Raw genomic sequence first — 20,157 nt, forward strand, 5'->3', positions numbered from 1 at the left:
TCCTGCGTCTCGCGCCGCATCAGGAATGGTGCGGCTGATGCAACGCACCTTCGCCGCCGGCCGGCGCGATCGCCGTGCGCGCCCGGGCCGCTTTAGCCGCGAGGCGTGGACGCGTTTTTTCGAGCGGTCCCATGTGCCCGAACAGACCGTCCCACAGACCTAGCGCGATCGCATTGAGCTTCGCCAGCTTGTCCTGCTCCGCCAGCACGATCTGCACGATCTGCCACAACGTCAGCAGGTTCGGCACGACGGCAACGGGCAACCGCAGTCCATATTGCAGCGCCAGTTGCATCGCGTTGCGCGCACTGTAGTAGCGGCGAAATCCCGGATGATTCATCGTGGTCATTTCGAACGCGCCCAGTTTGTGGCGACGCCGCGCGCCGATCCGATGCGACAGCACCAGTTGCGGCACCACGTACAAAGGCACATTACGTAACAACGCACGCAGACAGTACTCGGTATCGACGTGATCGATGAACAGCGCCTCGTCGAAACGGCCGAGGCGCGCGAACGCGTCACGCGAGATTACGCAACCCGACGAGATCAGAAACGCGCAGCGCTGCAACGCGGCGTCGGCGCGCACCGACAGCCGTTCAACCGCGAGGCCGCTGGTGGCGAGTTCGGGCAGAAAACGCTGGTCGTTTTCATCGAAAATACGCGGCCCCAGCAGATACGCGTGACCGCCGAGCGACGCGCAACGCTCGCGCATCACGGTGAAATAGTCGGCGGGGGTCTCCGAGTCCTGGTCGAACAGCGCGACGGCATCCACGCCCTGCTCGAACAGCACCTGCAGGCCGCCATTGAAAGCACCCGCGATCCCGTGCCGGTTGCCGTGATGCAACAGCGCGACGCCCGCCTCTTTCAACAGCGACGCCGCGCGCAGGTCGGGCTGCGGCGAGTTGTCGACCACCAGCAGGCGATCGCACAGGTGGCGCATGGCCACTGCGCGCGCGAGTTGCTCGTCGCTCGGATGAAACAGCACGATCAGTGCGCCCAGCGTCGTCATCGTGATCTCCCTAGTGCCCCATGGTCATGGCCGCGCCCCGCTTCGGGCGCGTGAGCCACATCATCGCGGCGAGCACGAGACACGTGACGCTCGCCATCTGGAACATATCGCCGGTGGCCATCATGTAGGCCTGTTGCTGCACCACGTGATGCAAGGTGGCGAGTTCGCGCGCGCCGTCGATACCCATGCCGTGCAGACTCTGCACGAAACGCTGCGTATTGCCCGACGCTTTCGTCACGGACTGCGCGACGACGTCGTAGTGATACAGCGCGCGGTTATCCCATAGCGTGACGCTCATCGCGGTGCCGAACGCCGCCGACAACGTCCGCAAAAAGTTCGACAGGCTGGCGGCGGCGGCGAGTTTGTCGTCGGAGACACGCGAAAGCGTCGCGGCCGTAAGCGGAATGAAGAAACACGGCAGCCCGATGCCCTGGATCAAGCCCGGCGTGATGATCTGCGTGAACGTCATGGTCAGCGTGAAATGCGCGTCCCACCACAGCACGGCCGCGAACACGAGAAAACCGAACGTGGCGAGCACGCGAGCATCGAAACGCGCCGCGTAAATGCCGACCAGAATCGAGAACACCAACGCCAGCACGCCGAGCGGCGCGGTGGCGAGTCCGGCCTGATACGCGGTGTAGCCCATCACCGCCTGCAGCCATAGCGGAAAGATCACGCCGACCACGGAGAAGCTCATCATGCCGAGCGAGATGATCAACACGCAGAACGAAAACGTGCGATCGCGAAACAGGCTCAGATCGATCACCGGGTGCCGTTCGCCCGCTTCCCAGATCAGCAGCGACACAATCGCCAGCGCGGCGACGATCGCCAGCGTCAGGATCAATGGAGAATCGAACCAGCCACGGTCGTGGCCGAGGTCGAGCACCACTTGCAGCGACCCGACGCCTACGATCAGGAGCACGATACCCGGCAGATCGATCGGCGCGGCGCGGGCGGCGCCAGGGTTACGCGCGTCGGCGCGCAACAGCGTCATGCACACCGCGAACGAAAAGATGCCGATTGGCAGATTGATCAGGAAGATCCACGGCCACGAGAAGTTGTCGATGATCCAGCCGCCGACTACCGGACCGAAGATCGGCGCGAGCAGCACCGTCATCGCCCACAGTGCGAGCGCCACGATCCGCTTGTCAGGTGGAAAGGTGCGCAGCAGAATGGTTTGCGATAGCGGCACCATCGGCCCTGAAAAAAGCCCTTGCAACGCGCGGCACACCACCAGCAGGTGAAAGTCGCCGGCCACGCCGCAGAGCAGCGAGGTCAGCGTGAAAAGAATCACGGCCGCGAGGAACAGCCGCGTTTCGCCGAGTCGGCGCGAAAGCCAACCGGTCAATGGCACCGCAATCGCCGCGGCCACTGAGTACGAACTGATCACCCAGGTGCCCTGGCTGTTGGACACGCCGAGACCGCCGGAAATGGTAGGCACCGCGACGTTGGTCACGGTCGAATCCAGCACTTCGATAAAAGTCGCCAGCGATAACGCAAAGGTCAGCAACGCGAGCCGCATGCCGCGCAAGCGTCGCGTGCCTGACGCGCTACCCACATTGCCTACGCTGCCGGAACCAGGATGCGTGCCGTCCAGCTGCCGCTCCGCGTCAGGCCAACGTGCGCCTTCCGGCCGTGGCGTGGCCGCGCTCATACGCCGTGCCCGCTCGCCGCCATGGCGAAAATGGGCACCCGCTCGCGACTCGGCACGCGCGCGCCGCCGCGCATGAAGCCTTCGATAAAGCGCGCGGCAGCCTCGCAGCCGTTCGGCGACGCCGCCAGTTGGTCCCGCATGCGCCCGCACTGCGTCGCGATCGATGGATCGCCGAGCACCTGCTTCAATGCGCGCGCAAGCGCTTGTGCGTGCAACGGTCCGTCGAGCCGCACGCCGCAACCGCTCGCCACCACCCGCTGCGCGTTATCGAACTGATCGTGCGCAAACGGCGTGACGACCTGCGCGATACCCGCGGCATACGCCAGCGCCGCCGTGCCGATGCCGCCGTGATGCACCAACGCCCGGCAGCGCGGCAGAAGCGTCTGCAAGGGCACGTAACGCCGCTTCAGCAGCACGCTGGGCACAGACGATCCAGCGTCGTCTGGCTCCGGCGCTTGCGACGTCAGCAGCACGCCTCGCAGTCCGCTTTCACGCAATGCGCCACGTACGGCGTCTTCATAGCGCCCGTGGTCGATCAGCGTCGAACCGGGCGTGAACACCACGGGCCGCTCGCCTGCGCCCGCCGCGAGAAATTCGTCCAGTTGCGGATCGGGCGCCGGCTCGCCCATCTCGTTGAACAGCGGAAAACCGCTCAGCCGATGCGGCGTGGGCCAGTCCGGCTGCGGCCGCGCGAACCACTCGGGAAAGAGGCACAGCACGCCGTCGGTCGAGTGAAGCCACTGGCCGAAAATGCGCGTGGCCGGTTTCAGCCGCAGTTGCGCGCGCAACGTGTTCAGCGCAGGACCGCACACCTTGTCGAGCACCTGCCGTTCGATCACGCGCAGCAGCGCCGACTTCACGACAAGCGGCAAGCCGCGCGGAATCGTCAGACGCGGATGAGTCGGCGGCGCATGCGCGGACAGCAAGGTGGACGGCGACACCTGCACCGACACCAGCGGCACGCGATACAACTCCTGCATCAGCCGCGCGGAAAACGCCCACAGTGTGCCGACGAGGATCGTGTCGTCGTCGGTCAAGGACACGAGCGTCTGGAAGTGCGGCAGCAAGGTCGGTGCAATCACCGCCCACAACGTGCGAAACGAGGTGCGCGGATTCCAGAGCGCCGGGTTCGCCATGGCCGCCGCGTATTCATCCGCTGTGCCGATCGGCCTGAACGCGAAACCTTGCCGACGCGCCGCCGCCTCGAACGGCGGATGGCTGCAGAAAACGATCTCGTGCCCGCGCGCCGCCAGCGCCGCGCCGATACCGAGCAGCGGATGAACGTCGCCCGCCGAGCCGATCGCGGTGATGATGACCTTGGTCATGCCGGCGACTCAGAAGAGACCGGGAATCAGCGCGGCCACGTCGCGGCGATACTGTGCGTACGCACCGCCGAAGTGACCGGTCAACCAGCTCTCCTCGACACGCACCTTGTACGCGAGCGACGCGAAGATCAGCAACAGCCCGGCCGCGCCGCGCCATTGCATGCCGATGACGGCAGCGCCGACGAGCGCCAGCAGACACCCTGTATAGATAGGATGTCGGACCAACGCATAAGGTCCACTGCGCACCAGTTCGTGCCCTTCCTTCAGCGTGACCGACACGCTCCAGTTAGTGCCGAGATGCAGCCGCGCCCACACGGAAAATGCCAGACCGGCCAACAGCACCGCGAGACCCGCGAGCTGCACCACGCCGAAAGACTGCGGATCGAACGACCATGCCGCGCGATTGAAGTCCGGCAGCACGATCAACGCGCCGCCTACCATCAGCGGAATCGACTGCAACGTGCGCGATCGCGAGGCCTCCTTGCGCGCGGTCGCCTTGACCCGGTTCGACGTCGCGATCCAATACACGACCCACGCCGTCCACGGCATGACGATGGCAATGCTCTGAGCGAGATTCATGGCAGTTCGGCCTGTTGGAACGAGTGATCGGCGGTTGTCTCAAACGCCACGCTGCCGACGTTGGCCATGCCGGCCACGTTAGCGACAGGCGCTTGCGACGCCGGCAAAAGGCACGATCGTGCGGCAAGCGTCTCGAAGCAATCGAGCGCGCGCTGGACCGGCGGCGGCCCGAAGTAGTCGAGAATCGCGGTGCGCACCTGGCGCAACGCCGGCTTACCTTCGAGGTCGAGGAAATGGCCGGCCTGTCCGATCGTCGCGAACTCGGCACGCTTCAGATGCACGCTCAACGAACGGACGTCATCCGGCGTGGTGTACTCATCGAGATCGCCGTTGATGAACTTCAGCCCGCAATCGATATTGCGGAATTCATGCAGGTACTGCTCGGGACGAATCGCCAGGATCTGCTCGACGTGAAACGCGACCTGCTCCTGCTCTTCGCGCGGCAGCGTCGTCAGATAGCGATAGTTGTAGAGCTTCATGATGCGCGACAGATGCTTGCCCACCGTGTCGTTGAGCAGTTGCGCGGCCTTCAGGTTTTCGCCGGCCGCTATATGGTCGCGCGCGGCGGTAACGTAGGCGGTCATCGCCTCGTTCAGGCGCGGCGAGAACGACGCGATCACCGCGCGCCTCACACTGGTGCGTTCCCGCGACAGCGCCAGCAACGAGGCCACGCCGCCCCAGGAAACCGATAACAGGAAACTCGGTTCGAATAAGCGTATTAGATAAAGCAGAATGTCGACTTCGTCGTCTTTAGACAGAACGAAGCTGCATTTATTATGCGTTTTCGATTGCCCGGCATAAGGCAAATCAAAACAGATAGGGTTATAGCGTTCGCCGAGATATTTGATTGTCTGACCGAACGAGGCTGTGGTAGCCAGCGCGCCGTTGATCAGAATGACACTCTCGAAGGCCGGATCGAATACGTGACGTTCAACGTAGACTTTCAGGCCCGCCGGCAGCGGAACAAGGAGTTTTTCGATGGGCATGGCGTATTCGCATGCACTTGCGTCGAAGCAAATGCGTACCGATACCGCGCCCGCACTCGCGGGCGCCTTGCGGCCGTGCCACCGCGGATCAGGCCCATGCGACTTGCCTTTGCGCCGGCAAGTCTGATCCGCGACGACCGCTCCTGCACCGAAGCCTTAGCTTTCGATGCCTCGTGAACTATCTTATATGCACTAATTGAATGCACGCTAGAAACGGCCAACCGTGCTATTCATTGAATACCAGTCTGTCGCTTCTGCGTTAAGACTAGATGTCAATATACGATAGCAAACCGGTTTTTAAAACAATTTCAAAACTATTTTTTCAGAAAATCTTATTCATGCAGACGGCATGAGAAATGCGATGTTTAGGCGAATGTAGTCTATTTGTCAGAGTTGCGACTCCAGTAACGGGATACATTTCTCGATCAGCTTCTCGGTGAACGGCCGGTGCAACCAGGCTTCGAGCGTGATCTGTTGCGACTCTTTGAGGTCGTCGGCGAAAACCGCTGTTTGCTGCTTCGCGAAGTCGCGGTCGTAGATGTTCAGATTCGCTTCGTCGTTGAGCTTGAACGAACGGCTGTCGAAATTGGTCGAGCCGACCGACACCAGGTATTCATCCACCACCAGCAATTTGCAATGGAACATGGTGGGCTGATACTCGAAGATCTCCACACCCGCTTCAAGCAGATCGCCCCAACACGCACGCGATGCTTCGCGAACCGTGTGCGTGTCGATGCGCTTACCCGGTGTGATGATTTGCACTTTCACACCGCGCTTCGCGGCCTCGACGATCGCGTTGATCGTCAGCTTGTCGGGCACGAAGTAGGCGCTCGCCAGATGAATGCTGTGAGTGGCCGCCGTGATCGCCATCAGGTACATCAACTGCATGTCGTCGCTGCCGCCCGAAGGCGAGCTGCTGAACATATGCGCGAGGCCCTCGCCGGCGGCTTCCACTTTTGGAAAGTAGTCCGCGCCATGCAGTACATTGCCCGACGCTTTGACCCAGTTGTCCATGAACACCGCTTGCATGTGACCGACCACGGGGCCGGCAACGCGGAAATGCGTGTCACGCCAATGCTTTTCATCCTGCGCGTGGCCGGTCCATTCCGGCGCTATGCCCACGCCGCCGGTGAAACCAATCCGTCCGTCGATCACCAGCAGTTTGCGGTGCGTGCGGTCGTTCATTCGACCAAGACCGGTCCAGTGCGGCTTGTGATACTGAATGACTTCGGCCCCGCCGTCGCGCAGCAGATTCAGATAACGCTTGTCCATTTTCGACGAGCCGACCCAATCGAGCAGCACATGCACCGCCACGCCTTCGCGTGCTTTATCCGCCAGAGCCTGGGCGATCTGCTCGCCTATTTCACCGGACCAGTAAATGAACGTCTCGAAGGTGATGGTGTGGCGCGCGGATCGAATGCCTTCGAGCATCGAAGGAAAGATGCGGTCGCCGTTGAGCAGCATCTCGAAGCGGTTGCCGGCAATAACCGGCGGCCCCAGCAACAGTCCCATGGAACGCAGGAATTGCGGATCGTCGCTGGCGTAACGCCGCTCTATTTTGTGTTCGATCTTCTTCTCGCCACTCGACAGATTGGCAATCAGCAAAACAATAATGAGCGTAACGAACGCGGTGATAGGTATTGTCAGCATGCGTGGCCTCGATGCTAACCGGCGAGGCGTGCCGAATGCACGCCCTGCGGTTCGATGAACAGACGCGGACCCAAGGCCCGGTTTTTGTCACGAACGCAGGACGCATTGCGCGTGCCCGTTGCAGGCCCGCGCCTTGCTACTTGACTGCTTTATCTGACGAGCGAGAACGCCTCGCGGCTGGCAATTTCACCAGCGCCATAAACGCCGACCACCGTATAGTCCGACGCCACACACTCGAACGTGGATTCGTTGAACGTGATGACGAAATGCCGCTGTGCAGGAATGGGCGACTCGACTGCCGAAATCTCGGCCGCCAGCGACGAATTCATGACTTCATGAACCGACAAGCCGGTCAAACCTTGCGAGGCGAGCGGATGAATTTCCAGATCGACATCGCCGGGCGGTCCCAGCCGATGAAATACTGCGTCCGGAAAGAGCACCGTACAGTAGGGGTCGTCGTCGGGATCAAATGGCCCGAAGCGTTCAAAGTCGGCTTCCGCAATCGGATAAGCCAGAATTACCCGGCGGGCACTCGCGACGATGAAGGGTTCAGCGGCGTTCGCCGCGGGCTGAGGAACTGAGTCCAGCAGGACGACCTGGTCCTCCTGCTGGGATGATGCAAGCGTGCTGGTCATCTACTTCGCGACTCCGTAGCGCTTATGCGCCGGCTTGCACGGTCGAGGCTTGCGGCGCGGCGGCAGCCGAACCGGCTGCCTTCGCCGCGGGTTTGCGACCCGGCGCTTTTCTCGCTACCCGGGTTGCGGCGGCTTTCTTCGCTGCGGGTTTCGCTGCCGCTGTTTTTCTGCTCGCTGCGCTGACCTTCTTTGCGGCGGTCTTTTTGGAAGCCGTCGCTTTCTTGGCCACGACTTTCTTTGCCGCTGCCTTCTTGCTCACCGCGCCGCTGGTTGCCGCCGCTTTTGCTTTACCGGCCGTTTTAGCCACGGCTTTACCCGCTTCTTTCGCTCCGGCTGCCGCGCTGTCGATCAGGAATTTGCTACGGTCTTTGACCGTTGCGAGCCATGCCGGCGCCGGGCCACGTCCACTCCAGGTCGCGCCGGTTTTCGGGTTGTGGTACTTGGCCGGTTGCGCGCCTTTAGGCTGACCTTTACCGCCTTTCGCATGCGTGACCGCCGCTTTCGCAATGGACTTCAATTCACTCGCGCCTTCAACCAGGTATTGAGTACGGTCTTTGACACCGGCAATCCAACCCGGCGCGCGGCCGTGACCGGTCCAGGTTGCACCGGTTTTATGATCGCGATACTTGGCCGGCTTACCGCCCGTTACCGCTTTTACCTTGCCGTTTCCGCCATGGCCGTTTCCGCCATGGCCGTTCAGGCCTTTTGCCGCGCGCCGCGCTTTTGCTTTGGCTTCGATATCCGTGGTAGTCAGGCCATGCTTGAGCATCAGTCCGCGAATCTGGTCGACCGCATCTTGTGCTTTCCTGGCAATAAGGACGTCCGCTTGCGCCTGGAGCTTCTTAAGCTTTGCTTGGATTTGCTCTAACGAAGGCATTTGATTGCTCCTTATAGGTTGATCGTCGAACTATGCCATGAATGACATGAGAAAGGCAGATCTATGTGGCTATAAAGCAGCAGCCTTACCCGATCATGCATGCCGTGGAGTCCGAACCTTTCGGGTTCTCTAATCGTCACTACTCGATAGCCATCCTTTTACTTCCCTACCCGTTACGTTGTCTGTCGCCTCTTTTTTGCTTCCGATCATTTTTTCCGAACGACTCATGCAGGCGTAAACACTACCGCCTGGCGATCCGCGATGTACCTCACGCTGCGTATGAAGCGGTATTGCTGATCGTCGGCGGTAATCCGGTTGAGTCCCAGGCGGGTGAGCGCCAGCATATCGTCCGCCTGGGTGGCGGCCACTACGCCGTGACCGGTCAATTGCTCCAGCGCGCCGGACGGATCGCCGATATAAACACTGCGCACGTGCGTGCCGATCCGCATCAGGACCACGCTCTCTCCCTCATCGAGCGCCAGTTCGAGATAGCCGGCAAGCGTTCGCAACGACTCCGGCGTGCAAGTCTGAGACTGATAGATTGCAGCGTTCGATAACATCATTTGCGTTTCCCCGTGTCACGCGTCAAGCGAAGGCCGCCGCCGCGTGCGGCGGCAATAGTCGCTTCTACTATAGGCAAGCATTCGGAGATTCAAAGGAGAGCGGTCGTTTTTTTATCGTTTGAGTGGGTTTGCACGCTGAACGGCTTTAAAAAATCCCATTGCCGGCAAGCCGGGTTGCTGAACGGGCTATTGAAATGGCGTCGATTAGCGCCACCTTGGGACAACTCAACAGAACGGTACTTTCAGATGAAAGCTGGTTACATCAAAACGACCCTCGCGGCGGCGGCACTCACTTTGGCGGCGATCGGCACGGCAAATGCGGCGGGTTGTATCAAGGGGGCAGTCGTGGGCGGCGTGGCGGGGCACTACGCCGGGCATCATGCGGTAGTGGGCGCGGTGGGTGGCTGCATCGTGGGACACCATCTGGCCAAAAAACACGCGCAGGAACAGGCGGCGCAGCGCCAACAGATGCGAGCGGAATAGCGGGAAAGTACTAAAACGGCGGCGCGGCGGCGGCGGTTTGCACGGCCGCCGCCGTGTCCCGGCGAACACTGGCGAACCGGCCAACAGGCCAGCGCAATTACGCTATGCGCACGCCATGAGCCGGCAGAATCTCCTGCGTCGTCACGAAGCGGTGTTCTTTGACCGAGTCATGAAATAGACGGTAATCACTCTTTTCAAACGCATCCGTCCATTGGGGCTTGTCGCCCGTGTCGTCATCACACTGCAAACCGGTGGCGTTGCACTTCCAGGAACCGGGGCCTTTGGCCACATACTGCGGAATCGATTCCTGCAAACCCGGAATGCCACCCGAGCTCACCGCGTCGCAAATCGTCTTCAGACGCTCGTTATCGTCCAGATTCCGATTGGTATCGAGAAGCTCGGTGAGTGCCTCTTTCACGTTCGGCGGCAAACCGGGTTGCGTTTCAAAGTCTTCCCGGTCAGCGACATAGGCGCGCACCGCGCGGCAAGCCATCTCGGCCGCCTGCACGAACTCCGGCAAATTGTGTCTTTCGATGAACTCGTTTCTGCCGTCGATGTAATGCCATTTGGCCCACGGCTGGTCGGGATAGTGCAACGCGGCGCCGTGACCGACCGGTAGCGCCACCGTGAGCACGTCTTCTTCGATGTTCTCGATCAGATGTTGGGTGGCCAGCTTCAATCTGGCAAACCAGCCTTTACGCGTGCAATCCTGCGACTCCAGTAAATGAACCCGGTTCGCCGGACTCTCGATACCGGAGAATCCCTGGTGCGCCCAGGTATCGACGTAGGTGTGAAGCGTCACGCCCAGACGGTGCAATGCCGTTTCGGCGCCCCGCTGCCGGATCGCCCTGCGCACCATTTCGCGCGCCACCTCGCTATCCGGACGGCACACGGCTTTTTCCTGCAGCGTGTCGCCCTCGCCTGCCGGCAGAAAATGAAAAGGCGCCCAGACGAGACGGTTCTGGTCATTCTCCGTGTTGGCATAGTCGAACATCTTGTGCGCGGTGGCGAAGCGTTCGAACGTCTCGCCCCCTTCGAAGCGCAGTATTCCCGCCGTCGTCGCATCGTCGACATACTGGCAGGCGTGCGCAACGGTAAGCGCGTCGCTTGCCGCCATGCCGCCAATGCGAGCGGCGATATAGACCACACCATAGTGAAAGTCGATATTCATGGCAGGCGCTCCAGACGCGCGTCGAATGACGGTGGGATCGTACAGGTTGGTGCGGCCAGGTAGAATCCGCGTCGGCGCACGGGTAGAGAGTAAACGAAGAAGTCCGGCCGGACTTTAAATAAAGCCCTCTCGCGTCGACACGTTTCAGACACCCTTCTGACACGCACAGTACGTTGAATAAAAAAAAGCCCCGCTGCGATTTCCGCAGCGGGGCTTTCTCTTTGCGCAGGTCGCGCTTTATTGCTTGACGATGTCGACCAGCTCAACTTCAAACGTCAGGTCGCTATTCGGCGGAATCGCGCCGACGCCACGATCGCCATAAGCGGTCGCCGCCGGGCAGGTCAGCTTCGCCTTACCGCCCACTTTCATCTTCTGCACGCCTTGCGTCCAGCACGGAATCACGCGGTTCAGCGGGAACGTAGCCGGGCCGCCGTGGCTCGCGGAACTATCGAACTCGGTACCGTTGGCTAGCGTGCCACGGTAGTTGACCTTGACGACGTCGGTCGCGGCCGGTTGGGCGCCGGTGCCCTGCTTCAGTTGTTCGACGATCACGCCGGAAGGCAGTTTTTCGGTGGTGGGCGCGGCGGCCATTGCCGTCGAAGACAACACGGCTGCGGCGACCAAAGCAACGATAGATTTCAAAGCAAGTCTCCAGGTGAAGGGTGCGCCTCATTGTAACGGATCGCCTGGCGTGCACCCCGCGCCGGGTAGTCCATGCATTGGCGCGTCGCCAGGGGGCTTCGCGAAAGACCCAATGAGAGCCCTGTTCTGGCAGCGCTTTCACCGGCACGGATCTATTCGGCGTCGGTGTCTTCGTTCTCGTTGTGGTCCAGCAGTGGACCGCTTTTCGCCATTTCACGCTGATTCAATACCACCGCCTGTTGTTCCATCCGTTTGAGTAGTCCGTCGAGAAGAACGGCTTCTTCATCGCTCAGACAGGCGGCGAACTCGGTGTTATAGCGTTGCCCGCTCTTTCGGGCGTGCTCGTAGACCTGACGGCCGGCTTCGGTCAGCGCGAGTACGGTCAGTCTCTTGTTCTCCGGCAGGCGCGTTTTCGCAATCAGGCCTTTATTGACCATGTTCGCGACGCAGCGGCTTGCGACCACCATATCGAGCGCTGCCTGTTCGGCGAGCTGCGTCAGACTCGCATCCGGGTATTTACCGACGAACGCGAGAATGCGCCAGTCACGTCGGGTAATGCCGAGTTCTCGCCGGAACATCAGGCCGGCACCCTGAACCGCCACTCGCGCCAGGTTATGCAGCCGGTACAGCAGGAATTCGTCGATGTGCTCGGGATGCTTCAACACAGGCGGCAATGAAGGATCGGACACGGTGAGTGTAGGGAAATTGTTGGCTCGCCGGCCATTATGACGCGCTTTTCCCGCAACAGCCCCGGCCTATTGTGCATCCGCACATATATTTGATTAGGTCAATCGTGGCGTTCGTTTCTAGCATCGAACATCTTTCCGGTTCGTTACCGCTTCTTCTCTCTATTCCATTCAGGCCGCAAGGCCGCAGACGGTGCTTACAGATGGCGGACACCCGCAACGTTCTCTTTATCATGTGCGACCAGCTACGCCGCGATCATCTGGGCTGCTACGGACACCCTTACCTGCGAACCCGGCATATCGACGCACTCGCTTCACGCGGCGTGCGCTTCGACAATGCCTTCGTCAGTTCCGGTGTTTGCGGTCCGTCGCGCATGTCGTATTACACCGGCCGCACGATGAGCAGTCACGGCGCCAACTGGAACCGCGTGCCGCTCTCGATCGGCGAAATGACGCTCGGCGAGTACTTGCGGCTCAACGGCCGCTCGCTCGCGCTGGCCGGCAAAACCCACGTCATGGCCGACGCCCACGGCATGGAACGGCTCGATATCGCCCGGCAAAGTCCGCTCGGCCGCCGCCTGTCGACAGGATCGTTCGACGAACTCGACCGTTACGACGGTCACCACGAGCCCGGCAAGGAAAGCGGCTATCCGGCCTTTCTGCGCGAACACGGTTACGTGAGCGACAAACCGTGGAGCGATTTCGCCATCAGCGTGGAAGACGATCGCGGCGCGGTCCACTCCGGCTGGAAAATGCGCAACGTTCGCTGGCCCGCGCGCGTGTCCGAACCTCATTCCGAAACCGCGTACATGACCAATCAGGCGATCCGCTATATCGAGCAACAAGGCGACGAGCCGTGGGCCTTGCATTTGTCGTACGTAAAACCGCATTGGCCGTATGTTGCGCCGCGCCCGTATCACAACCTCTATTCGCTCGACCAATGTCTGCCGCTCGAACGCCAGGCCGCCGAACTCGACAACGCGCATCCGGTCGTCGCCGCGTATCGTACCCAGGAAGAGTGCGTCAATTTCGCGCGAGAAGAAGTCTCGAACACGGTACGACCGGTGTACCAGGGTTTGATCCAGCAGATCGACGATCATCTCGGCCAATTGTGGGAAACCCTCCAACGCCTCGGCCGCTGGGAAGACACGTTGATCGTATTCACCGCCGACCACGGCGATTTTCTCGGCGACCATTGGCTCGGCGAAAAAGAACTGTTCTACGACACCGTGCAGCGCGTGCCGATGATCGTCTACGATCCGTCGACCCAAGCCGACGCAACACGTGGTAGCGTCGAAACGCGCTTTATGTCCGGTATCGACGTGGTGCCGACGGTACTCGACGCGCTTGGTCTGCCGGCTTATGAAGAGCGTATCGAAGGACGCTCAGTGTTACCGCTCACACGCAACGAAGCGGATGGCGCGCAGGGTTGGCGCGATTACGTGGTCGCCGAACTCGACTACAGTTTCCGTGGCGCGCGGCTCGCGCTCGGACGTCAACCGGACGAATGCCGCGGCTGGATGGTGCGCGACTCGCGTTGGAAGTACATTCACTGGCTGGGCTACCGGCCGCAACTGTTCGATCTGGCGAACGATCCGCACGAATACGCCGACCTCGGCGCCGACGCCAGTCATGCCGCGATTCGCGAGCGGATGCACGCAAAACTCGCGGACTGGTACGGCTCGCTGAAACAGCGCGTCACGATCGACAATCCGACCGTGGAAAGCAAGACCAACACGCACAAGGATTGGGGCGTTTTTTTCGGCGAATGGTAAAGAGCAATGCGACGTAGGCGGCAATAACAACGAATCCAGTCCGTCAATAAGATCACACCACAGGCGTGCCGGCCGATCCGGCCGGCACGTCAGGAGACACATGATGCAGCGTTCGTCAGACCTCGCGCCCGAAGACGCGATCTATCGCAAGATCGCGCGGCGCATCGTTCCGTTTCTGTTCATGTGCTACGTGGTCAATTTCATCGACCGCGTCAACATCGGCTTCGCGAAGCTGCAGTTCCTGCAAGACCTCAAACTCGACGACGCTGTATTCGGACTCGCGGCGGGCATGTTCTTCGTCGGCTATCTGGTGTTCGAGATACCGAGCAATCTACTGCTGGAGAAGGTCGGCGTACGCAAGACGCTGTTGCGCATCATGGTGCTGTGGGGCAGCCTGACGGTACTGCTGATGTTCGTGAAGAGCGCGAACATGCTGTATCTGCTGCGCTTTCTGCTGGGCGCCGCCGAAGCCGGCTTCTTTCCCGGCATCATTCTGTACCTCACCTACTGGTTTCCCGACCGGCACCGCGGACGTATTACGAGTCTATTCATCATGGCAGTGCCGCTCGCTGGGATTATCGGCGGCCCGCTGTCGGGCTGGATCATGGTGCATTTCCACGACACGCTCGGCTTGCGCGGCTGGCAGTGGCTGTTCCTGATTGAAGGCGTACCGGCTATCGCGCTCGGCATCATGGCTCTGCTCTATCTGGACGATCGTCCCGCGAACGCTAACTGGCTGAGCGATGCCGAAAAGGCCCAGGTGAGCGCCGCGCTGGAAGCGGACCGCAAGCAACGTGGCGTACATCACGCGCCGCCGGCACGGCTCGCGGATGTACTGCGCAATCCACGCATCTATCTGCTGTCGGCGATTTATTTCTGCGTGTTCATGGGACTCAATGCGATCGGCTTCTGGATTCCGACGCTGCTAAGGCACGTCGGCGTGCAGCAACTCGATCATATCGGCTGGCTGAGCGGTGGCATTTCGGTGTGTACGGCAATCGGCATTGTCGCGATCGGCCATAGTTCGGATCGTCGCGCGGAACGGCGCTGGCATGTCGCGGGTTGCGGCTTCGCGGTAGCCGCCAGTTTTCTGTTGCTGCCGCTCGCCGCGCATAGCGTGCCGTTCACGGTCGCGTTGCTGGTGGTCGCGTCGATCTGCATCTATGCGACGCTCAGCATCTTCTGGACGATCCCGACCGCGTATCTCGATGGCGGGGCCGCGGCAGCCGGCATTGCGACGATTACCGCGATCGGTGCGATTGGCGGCGCCGTGAGTCCTTCGCTGATCGGTATGCTGAAGACGCAAACCGGCAGCGTTTATGCCGGTTTCGCGGTAGTCGCCGTGCTGCTGATTGCGGGCATGATTGCGTTGCTGTGGGCCGTGCCCGCGCCGCAATCAAAAACGCTTGGCGCGGTGCGGGCTGCTGTTTCGAAGTAACTTTCGACATAACGACAGCGGGCGGCCGCCGTGCGTCAGCCCAGAGTGTGCACCGTATAGCTGCCGGCCGGCGCTTCTTCGCGCGCGTTGAAATCCGCAAGCACGGTTTCGCGTTCGCGGACGTCGGCGAGCACCGCCGGGTCGAGTAGCGCGGTAATCACGTCGTCGCGATCGCGGCTCGCCTCCGCCACGACGTCACCGTATGGGCTCCAGATTGCGCTCGCGCCACACGTCGACCAGCCACCGGTGGTGCCGACGTGATTCGACAGCAGCACGTACATCGTATTGTCGAAAGCACGCGCCGGGAACCAGATGCGCGACTGGTGGTAGCCGCTCTTCAGGCTGAATAGCGCGCTCACCAGATAAGCGTGCGCACCGTTGACCGCCGCGAGTCTCGCGTGCTCCGGAAAACCCGAGTCGTAGCACACGCCGAGTGCGAGCCGCCAGCCGTCGAGTTCCAGCATGCAGCCTTGTGTGCCAGGCTGATAAATGCTCGTCTCGCTGCTATACAGGTACTGCTTGTGATACGGCTCGATCTGCTCGCCGGACCGGTTGAATACTAGCGATGAAATGTGCAGGGCACCCGCATGGCGAGTCGCCGCGCCGACGATCACGGCGATCTCGCGCTGGCGGCACACTTCGCGGATCGGATCGAGGCGCGCGTCGTGGGCTTCGAAAGCGTACTTCGCAGGGTCGCCGGCGATCAGGTCCGGTTCGTAGCCGCTCAGGAATTTCTCGGGAAAAACCACCAGTTTCGCGCCACGGTCGGCGGCGAGACCGGTCAGTTCGACCGTTCTGGCGATATTGGCGGCGATGTCGCCGGATACCGGTTGCGCTTGCGCGGCGGCAATCCGCAGGGACGTTTGCGGCAGCGATGCCTGATTACGATTCAACGCGAACTCCGTTTTGAATGGGCGGTAGGTTGCAGGTTGCCCGCCCGCTTTCTATGTTCTACATCTGGCGCGCGAAGCTCTGGCATTTAAACACGGCGATACGTCCGGTGTAATGATGATGAACTTGCGGCGCGTTCCCTGTGTCCACAGAGAACACGCACCGCGAGGCATTCATCACGCCGCGAATCCCATGCTAAAGAGCGCTTTCGATGATCGAGCCGGTTGATCCCGACGAGCCTGAGGCTTCCGGGCCGGATGTGCTGCCCGAAAGGCGGCGCGCGCCCAGGGCTCGCCGGATTCCACGCAGCCGCGAGCAGCAAGCGCGGCTCGACGCGCGCGAACCGGCTTTCGAACCGATTCCCTTTGCACTCGACGAGGCCGCCGCGCGCCGTCCATTCGCCGACAAACTCGATGCATGGTTCGAGGCGCGCCGCTGGCAGCCGTTCGAGTTTCAACGCGAGGTCTGGCGCGAGATTAGTCGCGGTGCGAGCGGGTTACTGCACGCGACTACGGGTGCCGGTAAAACCTGGGCGGTGTGGTTCGGTGCGCTTGCAACTTTCGCAGGTGCGCGTGCGGGTGCAAGCGCTGATTCAGGTGCTGGTTCAGGTGCTGGTTCCGATGCTGGTTTGGGCGCTACTTCGGGTATTACTTCCGGCGCGATTGAGTGCGCGGCTGGGTCCGCTGTCCGACCCTCTACCCAACGCAGCCCCCCACGCACGCAACCGGCCCCGCTCACCGTGCTTTGGATCACGCCGATGCGCGCGCTCGCCGCCGACACCGCCCGTGCCTTGCAGAGTTCGGCGCTCGAACTGGCCGTACCGTGGAGCGTCGGGCTGCGAACCGGCGACACGTCGTCGGCCGAGCGCGCGCGGCAGAACCGGCGCATGCCGTCGGCGCTGGTCACCACGCCCGAAAGCCTGTCGCTGATGCTCACGCGGCCCGACGCGCGCGGCGTGCTCGCGCAGGTGCGTCTAGTGGTTGTCGATGAATGGCACGAGCTGCTCGGCAACAAACGCGGCACGCAGACGCAACTCGCACTCGCGCGTCTCGCGCATTGGCGGCCTGAATTGCAGGTGTGGGGGCTGTCGGCCACGCTCGGCAACCTGCCTTTCGCCGCCGATGTTCTGCTCGCGCCCGTCAACACGCCGCGCGTCGACGTGCACGGTGCGCTGCCCAAAGCGCTGATTGTCGACACGATCATTCCCGACACCATCGAACGGTTTCCGTGGGGCGGCCACGTCGGCATGCGCCAGGTTGGCGCGGTCGCCGATGCGATCGGCGACGCGCGGACATCGCTCGTTTTCACCAATACCCGCTCGCAATGCGAAGTCTGGTATCAGGCGTTGCTCGAAGCGCGGCCTGAATGGGCCGGCCTGATCGCATTGCATCACGGCTCGCTCGATCAGGAAGTGCGCGAATGGGTCGAACGCGGCCTGAAGAGCGGCTTGCTGAAGGTGGTTGTGTGTACATCGAGCCTCGATCTCGGGGTCGATTTCTTGCCGGTGGAGCGCGTGTTTCAGATCGGTTCGCCCAAAGGCGTCGCGCGGTTGATGCAGCGTGCGGGACGCTCGGGGCATGCGCCCGGCCGACCGTCGCGCGTGACGATCGTGCCGACGCATGCGCTCGAACTGATCGAAGCCGCCGCCGCCCGGGAGGCCGTCGCGAAGCGCCAGATAGAAGGCCGCGACACGCCCGACAAACCGTTCGATGTTCTCGTGCAGCATCTGGTGACCGTGGCGATCGGCGGCGGTTTCGACGCGCGCGAACTGATCGGCGAGATTCGCAGCACGTACGCGTACCGGCATTTGACGCAGGCCGAGTTCGACTGGGCGCTCGGCTTTGTGGAAGGCGGCGGCACCGCGTTGCGCGCCTATCCCGACTACCATCGCGTGATGCGCGACAGCGACGGCGTGTACCGCGTGCCGCGCGACGATCTGGTGCGCCGACATCGCAACAACATCGGGACGATCGTCGCGAACGGCACCTTGCATGTCGCTTATCTGTCGGGCGGGAGAATCGGCGCGATTGAAGAGTCGTTCATTTCGCGTCTGAAACCAGGCGACATCTTTACCTTCGGTGGACGCGCGCTCGAATTGATTCGCGTGCAGGACATGACCGCGTGGGTGCGTCGCGCGACCTCGTCACGCGGAGCGATGCCGCAATGGGCCGGCAGCCGCATGCCGTTATCGTCCGAACTCGCCGATGCAACGCTGACGATGCTGGCGCGTGCTGCCGCCGGCGTCTACGACGAACCCGAAATGCGCGCCGTGCGGCCGCTGCTCGACTTGCAGCAGAAATGGTCGGCGTTGCCCGAGCCGGGCGTGCTGGTGGTGGAGTTGCTGAAATCGCGCGAGGGACACCATTTCTTTTGCTATCCGTTCGCGGGGCGCACGGCGCATATCGGTCTCGGTGCGTTGTTGGCGTGGCGAGTCGCGCGTGAGCAGCCCGGTACTTTTTCGATTTCAATGAACGACTATGGTTTCGAGCTGTTGTCCGCGCAACCATTCGATTGGGCCGCGCAACTCGAAAGCGGATTGCTTTCTTCCAATGCGCTCGAGCATGACATTCTCGCGAGCCTGAATTCGTCGGAACTCTCGATGCGGCGTTTTCGCGAGATTGCACGCGTGTCGGGGCTGGTTTTTCAAGGACACCCTGGGCAGCAGAAAAGCGCGCGGCAGTTGCAGGCGTCGAGTGGTCTGTTCTATGAGATCTTCCGCAATCACGATAGCGATAATCTGCTGCTCGATCAGGCCGATGCCGAAGTACTGCTGCAGGAGCTCGACGCCCAGCGCATTCGCGTTGCGCTCGAACGGATGAATGCCAGCCGCGTGGTGGTGATGCGGCCTAAAAAACCGACTCCGTTCGCGTTTCCGTTGATCGTCGGACGCTTGCGTGAGAAGGTCAGTACGGAGAAGCTCGCGGATCGTGTGGAGCGGATGTTGGCGGAGCTTGAGAAGGCGGCTCGTGTATGAAGACTGCGTCGTTGAGGATGGAGATTGCCGGACAGGCTCTTGTGTTGTCGAGCTTACGTGCGATTTTTGATCCCGCGTTGCGGTGTTTGTTCGTCGCCGATGCGCATTTCGGCAAGGACGCAGTGTTTCGCGCGCGCGGCATTCCCGTGCCAGTTGGCTCGACTGCGGACAATCTGCGGCGGCTCGATCTTTTGATCAGCGAGTTCGAGCCGGCGATGCTCGTGTTTCTTGGCGATCTGCTGCACGCGCGCGAGGCGCACTCCGCTGAGACGCTGGACGCGTTGCAGGGCTGGCGTGCGCGGCATGCTGGGCTGCGGGTCGTACTGGTTGAAGGGAATCATGATCGGCATGCCGGCGCGTTGCCGGATTCGATGGATGTTCAAAGTGTGCAGGAGCCGTGGCGGATTGGGCCTTGGGCGGCATGTCATTTCCCGCAGACGGTGGACGGCGCGTATGTGCTCGCGGGACATGTGCATCCGGTTTATCGGGTGACGACGCGGGTCGATTCGGTGCGAGTGCCGTGTTTTCGATTTGGGGCGGTGTGTGCGGTGCTGCCGGCGTTTGGGAGTTTTACCGGTGGGGCGCGGGCGCATGAACCGGTGGAGGGGGAGAAGGTTTTTCTGGTGGTGGAGGAAAGGGTGATTGCTGTGTAGTGGGCGGGTGAAGAGTGTGGGGTTTTGGTCGGAGAAGAGCGGACGGTGAGTTGTCCGCTCTTTTTTTGCCTCCGGGGAGGTGGCTGGGTTTCGGCGTGGCCGCCGTCTCCGTGGCCGCCGTCTCCGGCCAGAATCTGATCGTCGACGGCGGCCTCGTGAAGGGCTAGAC

17 protein-coding genes and 1 pseudogene are annotated in these 20,157 nt (G+C 61.7%); 5 read left to right on the forward strand and 13 right to left on the reverse strand.

Features of this window, described 5'->3' with window-relative positions; translation table 11 throughout:
• Window positions 1-19 precede the first annotated feature (19 nt).
• From GGD40_RS24930 to GGD40_RS24970, 9 genes and pseudogenes are all read right to left on the reverse strand, one after another.
• On the reverse strand, window positions 20-1,006 hold the full coding sequence (locus GGD40_RS24930) for a glycosyltransferase family 2 protein (RefSeq protein ID WP_179745445.1): 987 nt from the start codon (window positions 1,004-1,006) through the stop codon (window positions 20-22).
• 10 nt (window positions 1,007-1,016) lie between these two features.
• A complete protein-coding gene (locus tag GGD40_RS24935) occupies window positions 1,017-2,528 on the reverse strand; it encodes a DHA2 family efflux MFS transporter permease subunit (protein ID WP_257030707.1) in 1,512 nt (503 codons plus the stop codon).
• A gap of 128 nt (window positions 2,529-2,656) precedes the next feature.
• Window positions 2,657-3,985 carry a glycosyltransferase gene (locus GGD40_RS24940; RefSeq protein ID WP_179745447.1) on the reverse strand — a complete coding sequence of 443 codons (1,329 nt, stop codon included), beginning with the start codon at window positions 3,983-3,985 and terminating at the stop codon, window positions 2,657-2,659.
• A 9-nt stretch (window positions 3,986-3,994) separates the two neighbouring features.
• Complete coding sequence (locus GGD40_RS24945) at window positions 3,995-4,564, reverse strand: methyltransferase family protein (RefSeq protein WP_179712142.1); 570 nt, start codon at window positions 4,562-4,564, stop codon at window positions 3,995-3,997.
• An 86-nt stretch (window positions 4,565-4,650) separates the two neighbouring features.
• Window positions 4,651-5,550 (reverse strand): annotated as a pseudogene (locus tag GGD40_RS24950) (alpha/beta fold hydrolase); the annotation flags it as partial.
• Window positions 5,551-5,937: 387 nt separating this feature from the next.
• Complete coding sequence (gene cls, locus GGD40_RS24955; RefSeq protein WP_179745448.1) at window positions 5,938-7,200, reverse strand: cardiolipin synthase; 1,263 nt, start codon at window positions 7,198-7,200, stop codon at window positions 5,938-5,940.
• Between the two features lie 149 nt (window positions 7,201-7,349).
• A complete protein-coding gene (locus GGD40_RS24960; protein ID WP_179712138.1) occupies window positions 7,350-7,835 on the reverse strand; it encodes a hypothetical protein in 486 nt (161 codons plus the stop codon).
• 22 nt (window positions 7,836-7,857) lie between these two features.
• Entirely contained in the window at window positions 7,858-8,712 is an 855-nt protein-coding gene (locus tag GGD40_RS24965) for an H-NS family nucleoid-associated regulatory protein (protein WP_179745449.1), read from the reverse strand.
• A 224-nt stretch (window positions 8,713-8,936) separates the two neighbouring features.
• Window positions 8,937-9,275, reverse strand: coding sequence for a hypothetical protein (locus GGD40_RS24970; RefSeq protein WP_179712134.1), 339 nt, complete (start codon window positions 9,273-9,275; stop codon window positions 8,937-8,939).
• A 246-nt stretch (window positions 9,276-9,521) separates the two neighbouring features.
• Between GGD40_RS24970 and GGD40_RS24975 the strand changes: the two genes are divergently transcribed.
• Entirely contained in the window at window positions 9,522-9,758 is a 237-nt protein-coding gene (locus GGD40_RS24975) for a hypothetical protein (protein ID WP_179712132.1), read from the forward strand.
• 97 nt (window positions 9,759-9,855) lie between these two features.
• Here GGD40_RS24975 and GGD40_RS24980 read toward each other — a convergent pair whose 3' ends face one another.
• The 3 genes from GGD40_RS24980 to GGD40_RS24990 form a co-directional block, all read right to left on the reverse strand.
• Complete coding sequence (locus GGD40_RS24980) at window positions 9,856-10,929, reverse strand: DUF6765 family protein (protein ID WP_179712130.1); 1,074 nt, start codon at window positions 10,927-10,929, stop codon at window positions 9,856-9,858.
• 237 nt (window positions 10,930-11,166) lie between these two features.
• On the reverse strand, window positions 11,167-11,520 hold the full coding sequence (locus tag GGD40_RS24985) for an FKBP-type peptidyl-prolyl cis-trans isomerase (protein WP_257030708.1): 354 nt from the start codon (window positions 11,518-11,520) through the stop codon (window positions 11,167-11,169).
• Window positions 11,521-11,723: 203 nt separating this feature from the next.
• Window positions 11,724-12,260, reverse strand: coding sequence for a MarR family winged helix-turn-helix transcriptional regulator (locus tag GGD40_RS24990; RefSeq protein WP_373565356.1), 537 nt, complete (start codon window positions 12,258-12,260; stop codon window positions 11,724-11,726).
• A gap of 200 nt (window positions 12,261-12,460) precedes the next feature.
• On the opposite strand from GGD40_RS24990, the gene GGD40_RS24995 reads away from it, so the two are divergent.
• The gene (locus tag GGD40_RS24995) at window positions 12,461-14,032 is read left to right on the forward strand and encodes a sulfatase-like hydrolase/transferase (RefSeq protein ID WP_179745450.1); all 1,572 of its coding nucleotides are present in this window, start codon (window positions 12,461-12,463) and stop codon (window positions 14,030-14,032) included.
• A gap of 100 nt (window positions 14,033-14,132) precedes the next feature.
• Window positions 14,133-15,470 (forward strand): MFS transporter, encoded by a 1,338-nt coding sequence (locus GGD40_RS25000; RefSeq protein WP_257030574.1) that lies wholly within the window; start codon window positions 14,133-14,135, stop codon window positions 15,468-15,470.
• Between the two features lie 35 nt (window positions 15,471-15,505).
• Here GGD40_RS25000 and GGD40_RS25005 read toward each other — a convergent pair whose 3' ends face one another.
• Entirely contained in the window at window positions 15,506-16,363 is an 858-nt protein-coding gene (locus GGD40_RS25005; protein ID WP_179745451.1) for a carbon-nitrogen hydrolase family protein, read from the reverse strand.
• 209 nt (window positions 16,364-16,572) lie between these two features.
• Here GGD40_RS25005 and GGD40_RS25010 point away from each other — a divergent pair, with 209 nt between their 5' ends.
• Both GGD40_RS25010 and pdeM read left to right on the forward strand, forming a co-directional pair.
• Window positions 16,573-19,335, forward strand: a complete 2,763-nt coding sequence (locus GGD40_RS25010; protein WP_179745452.1) for a ligase-associated DNA damage response DEXH box helicase — start codon at window positions 16,573-16,575, stop codon at window positions 19,333-19,335.
• Window positions 19,332-19,988: a ligase-associated DNA damage response endonuclease PdeM gene (gene pdeM, locus GGD40_RS25015; RefSeq protein ID WP_179745453.1), complete on the forward strand. Its 657-nt coding sequence runs from the start codon at window positions 19,332-19,334 to the stop codon at window positions 19,986-19,988. Before GGD40_RS25010 ends, pdeM begins: the two co-directional genes overlap by 4 nt.
• The last annotated feature ends 169 nt before the right edge of the window (window positions 19,989-20,157 follow it).

It is taken from the genome of Paraburkholderia bryophila (genome assembly GCF_013409255.1).
In the GTDB taxonomy this organism is placed as follows: Bacteria; Pseudomonadota; Gammaproteobacteria; order Burkholderiales; family Burkholderiaceae; genus Paraburkholderia.

Excerpts from the sequence above, each read along its gene's own strand:
- GGD40_RS24935 (WP_257030707.1), bottom strand. The coding sequence starts at position 2,528 with ATGCGGCTCGCGTTGCTGACCTTTGCGTTATCGCTGGCGACTTTTATC.
- pdeM (WP_179745453.1), top strand. The coding sequence starts at position 19,332 with ATGAAGACTGCGTCGTTGAGGATGGAGATTGCCGGACAGGCTCTTGTG.
- GGD40_RS24980 (WP_179712130.1), bottom strand. The coding sequence starts at position 10,929 with ATGAATATCGACTTTCACTATGGTGTGGTCTATATCGCCGCTCGCATT.
- GGD40_RS24945 (WP_179712142.1), bottom strand. The coding sequence starts at position 4,564 with ATGAATCTCGCTCAGAGCATTGCCATCGTCATGCCGTGGACGGCGTGG.
- GGD40_RS24985 (WP_257030708.1), bottom strand. The coding sequence starts at position 11,520 with ATGGCCGCCGCGCCCACCACCGAAAAACTGCCTTCCGGCGTGATCGTC.
- cls (WP_179745448.1), bottom strand. The coding sequence starts at position 7,200 with ATGCTGACAATACCTATCACCGCGTTCGTTACGCTCATTATTGTTTTG.
- GGD40_RS24975 (WP_179712132.1), top strand. The coding sequence starts at position 9,522 with ATGAAAGCTGGTTACATCAAAACGACCCTCGCGGCGGCGGCACTCACT.
- GGD40_RS24960 (WP_179712138.1), bottom strand. The coding sequence starts at position 7,835 with ATGACCAGCACGCTTGCATCATCCCAGCAGGAGGACCAGGTCGTCCTG.
- GGD40_RS24995 (WP_179745450.1), top strand. The coding sequence starts at position 12,461 with ATGGCGGACACCCGCAACGTTCTCTTTATCATGTGCGACCAGCTACGC.
- GGD40_RS24970 (WP_179712134.1), bottom strand. The coding sequence starts at position 9,275 with ATGATGTTATCGAACGCTGCAATCTATCAGTCTCAGACTTGCACGCCG.
- GGD40_RS24930 (WP_179745445.1), bottom strand. The coding sequence starts at position 1,006 with ATGACGACGCTGGGCGCACTGATCGTGCTGTTTCATCCGAGCGACGAG.
- GGD40_RS25000 (WP_257030574.1), top strand. The coding sequence starts at position 14,133 with ATGATGCAGCGTTCGTCAGACCTCGCGCCCGAAGACGCGATCTATCGC.
- GGD40_RS25010 (WP_179745452.1), top strand. The coding sequence starts at position 16,573 with ATGATCGAGCCGGTTGATCCCGACGAGCCTGAGGCTTCCGGGCCGGAT.
- GGD40_RS24940 (WP_179745447.1), bottom strand. The coding sequence starts at position 3,985 with ATGACCAAGGTCATCATCACCGCGATCGGCTCGGCGGGCGACGTTCAT.
- GGD40_RS24965 (WP_179745449.1), bottom strand. The coding sequence starts at position 8,712 with ATGCCTTCGTTAGAGCAAATCCAAGCAAAGCTTAAGAAGCTCCAGGCG.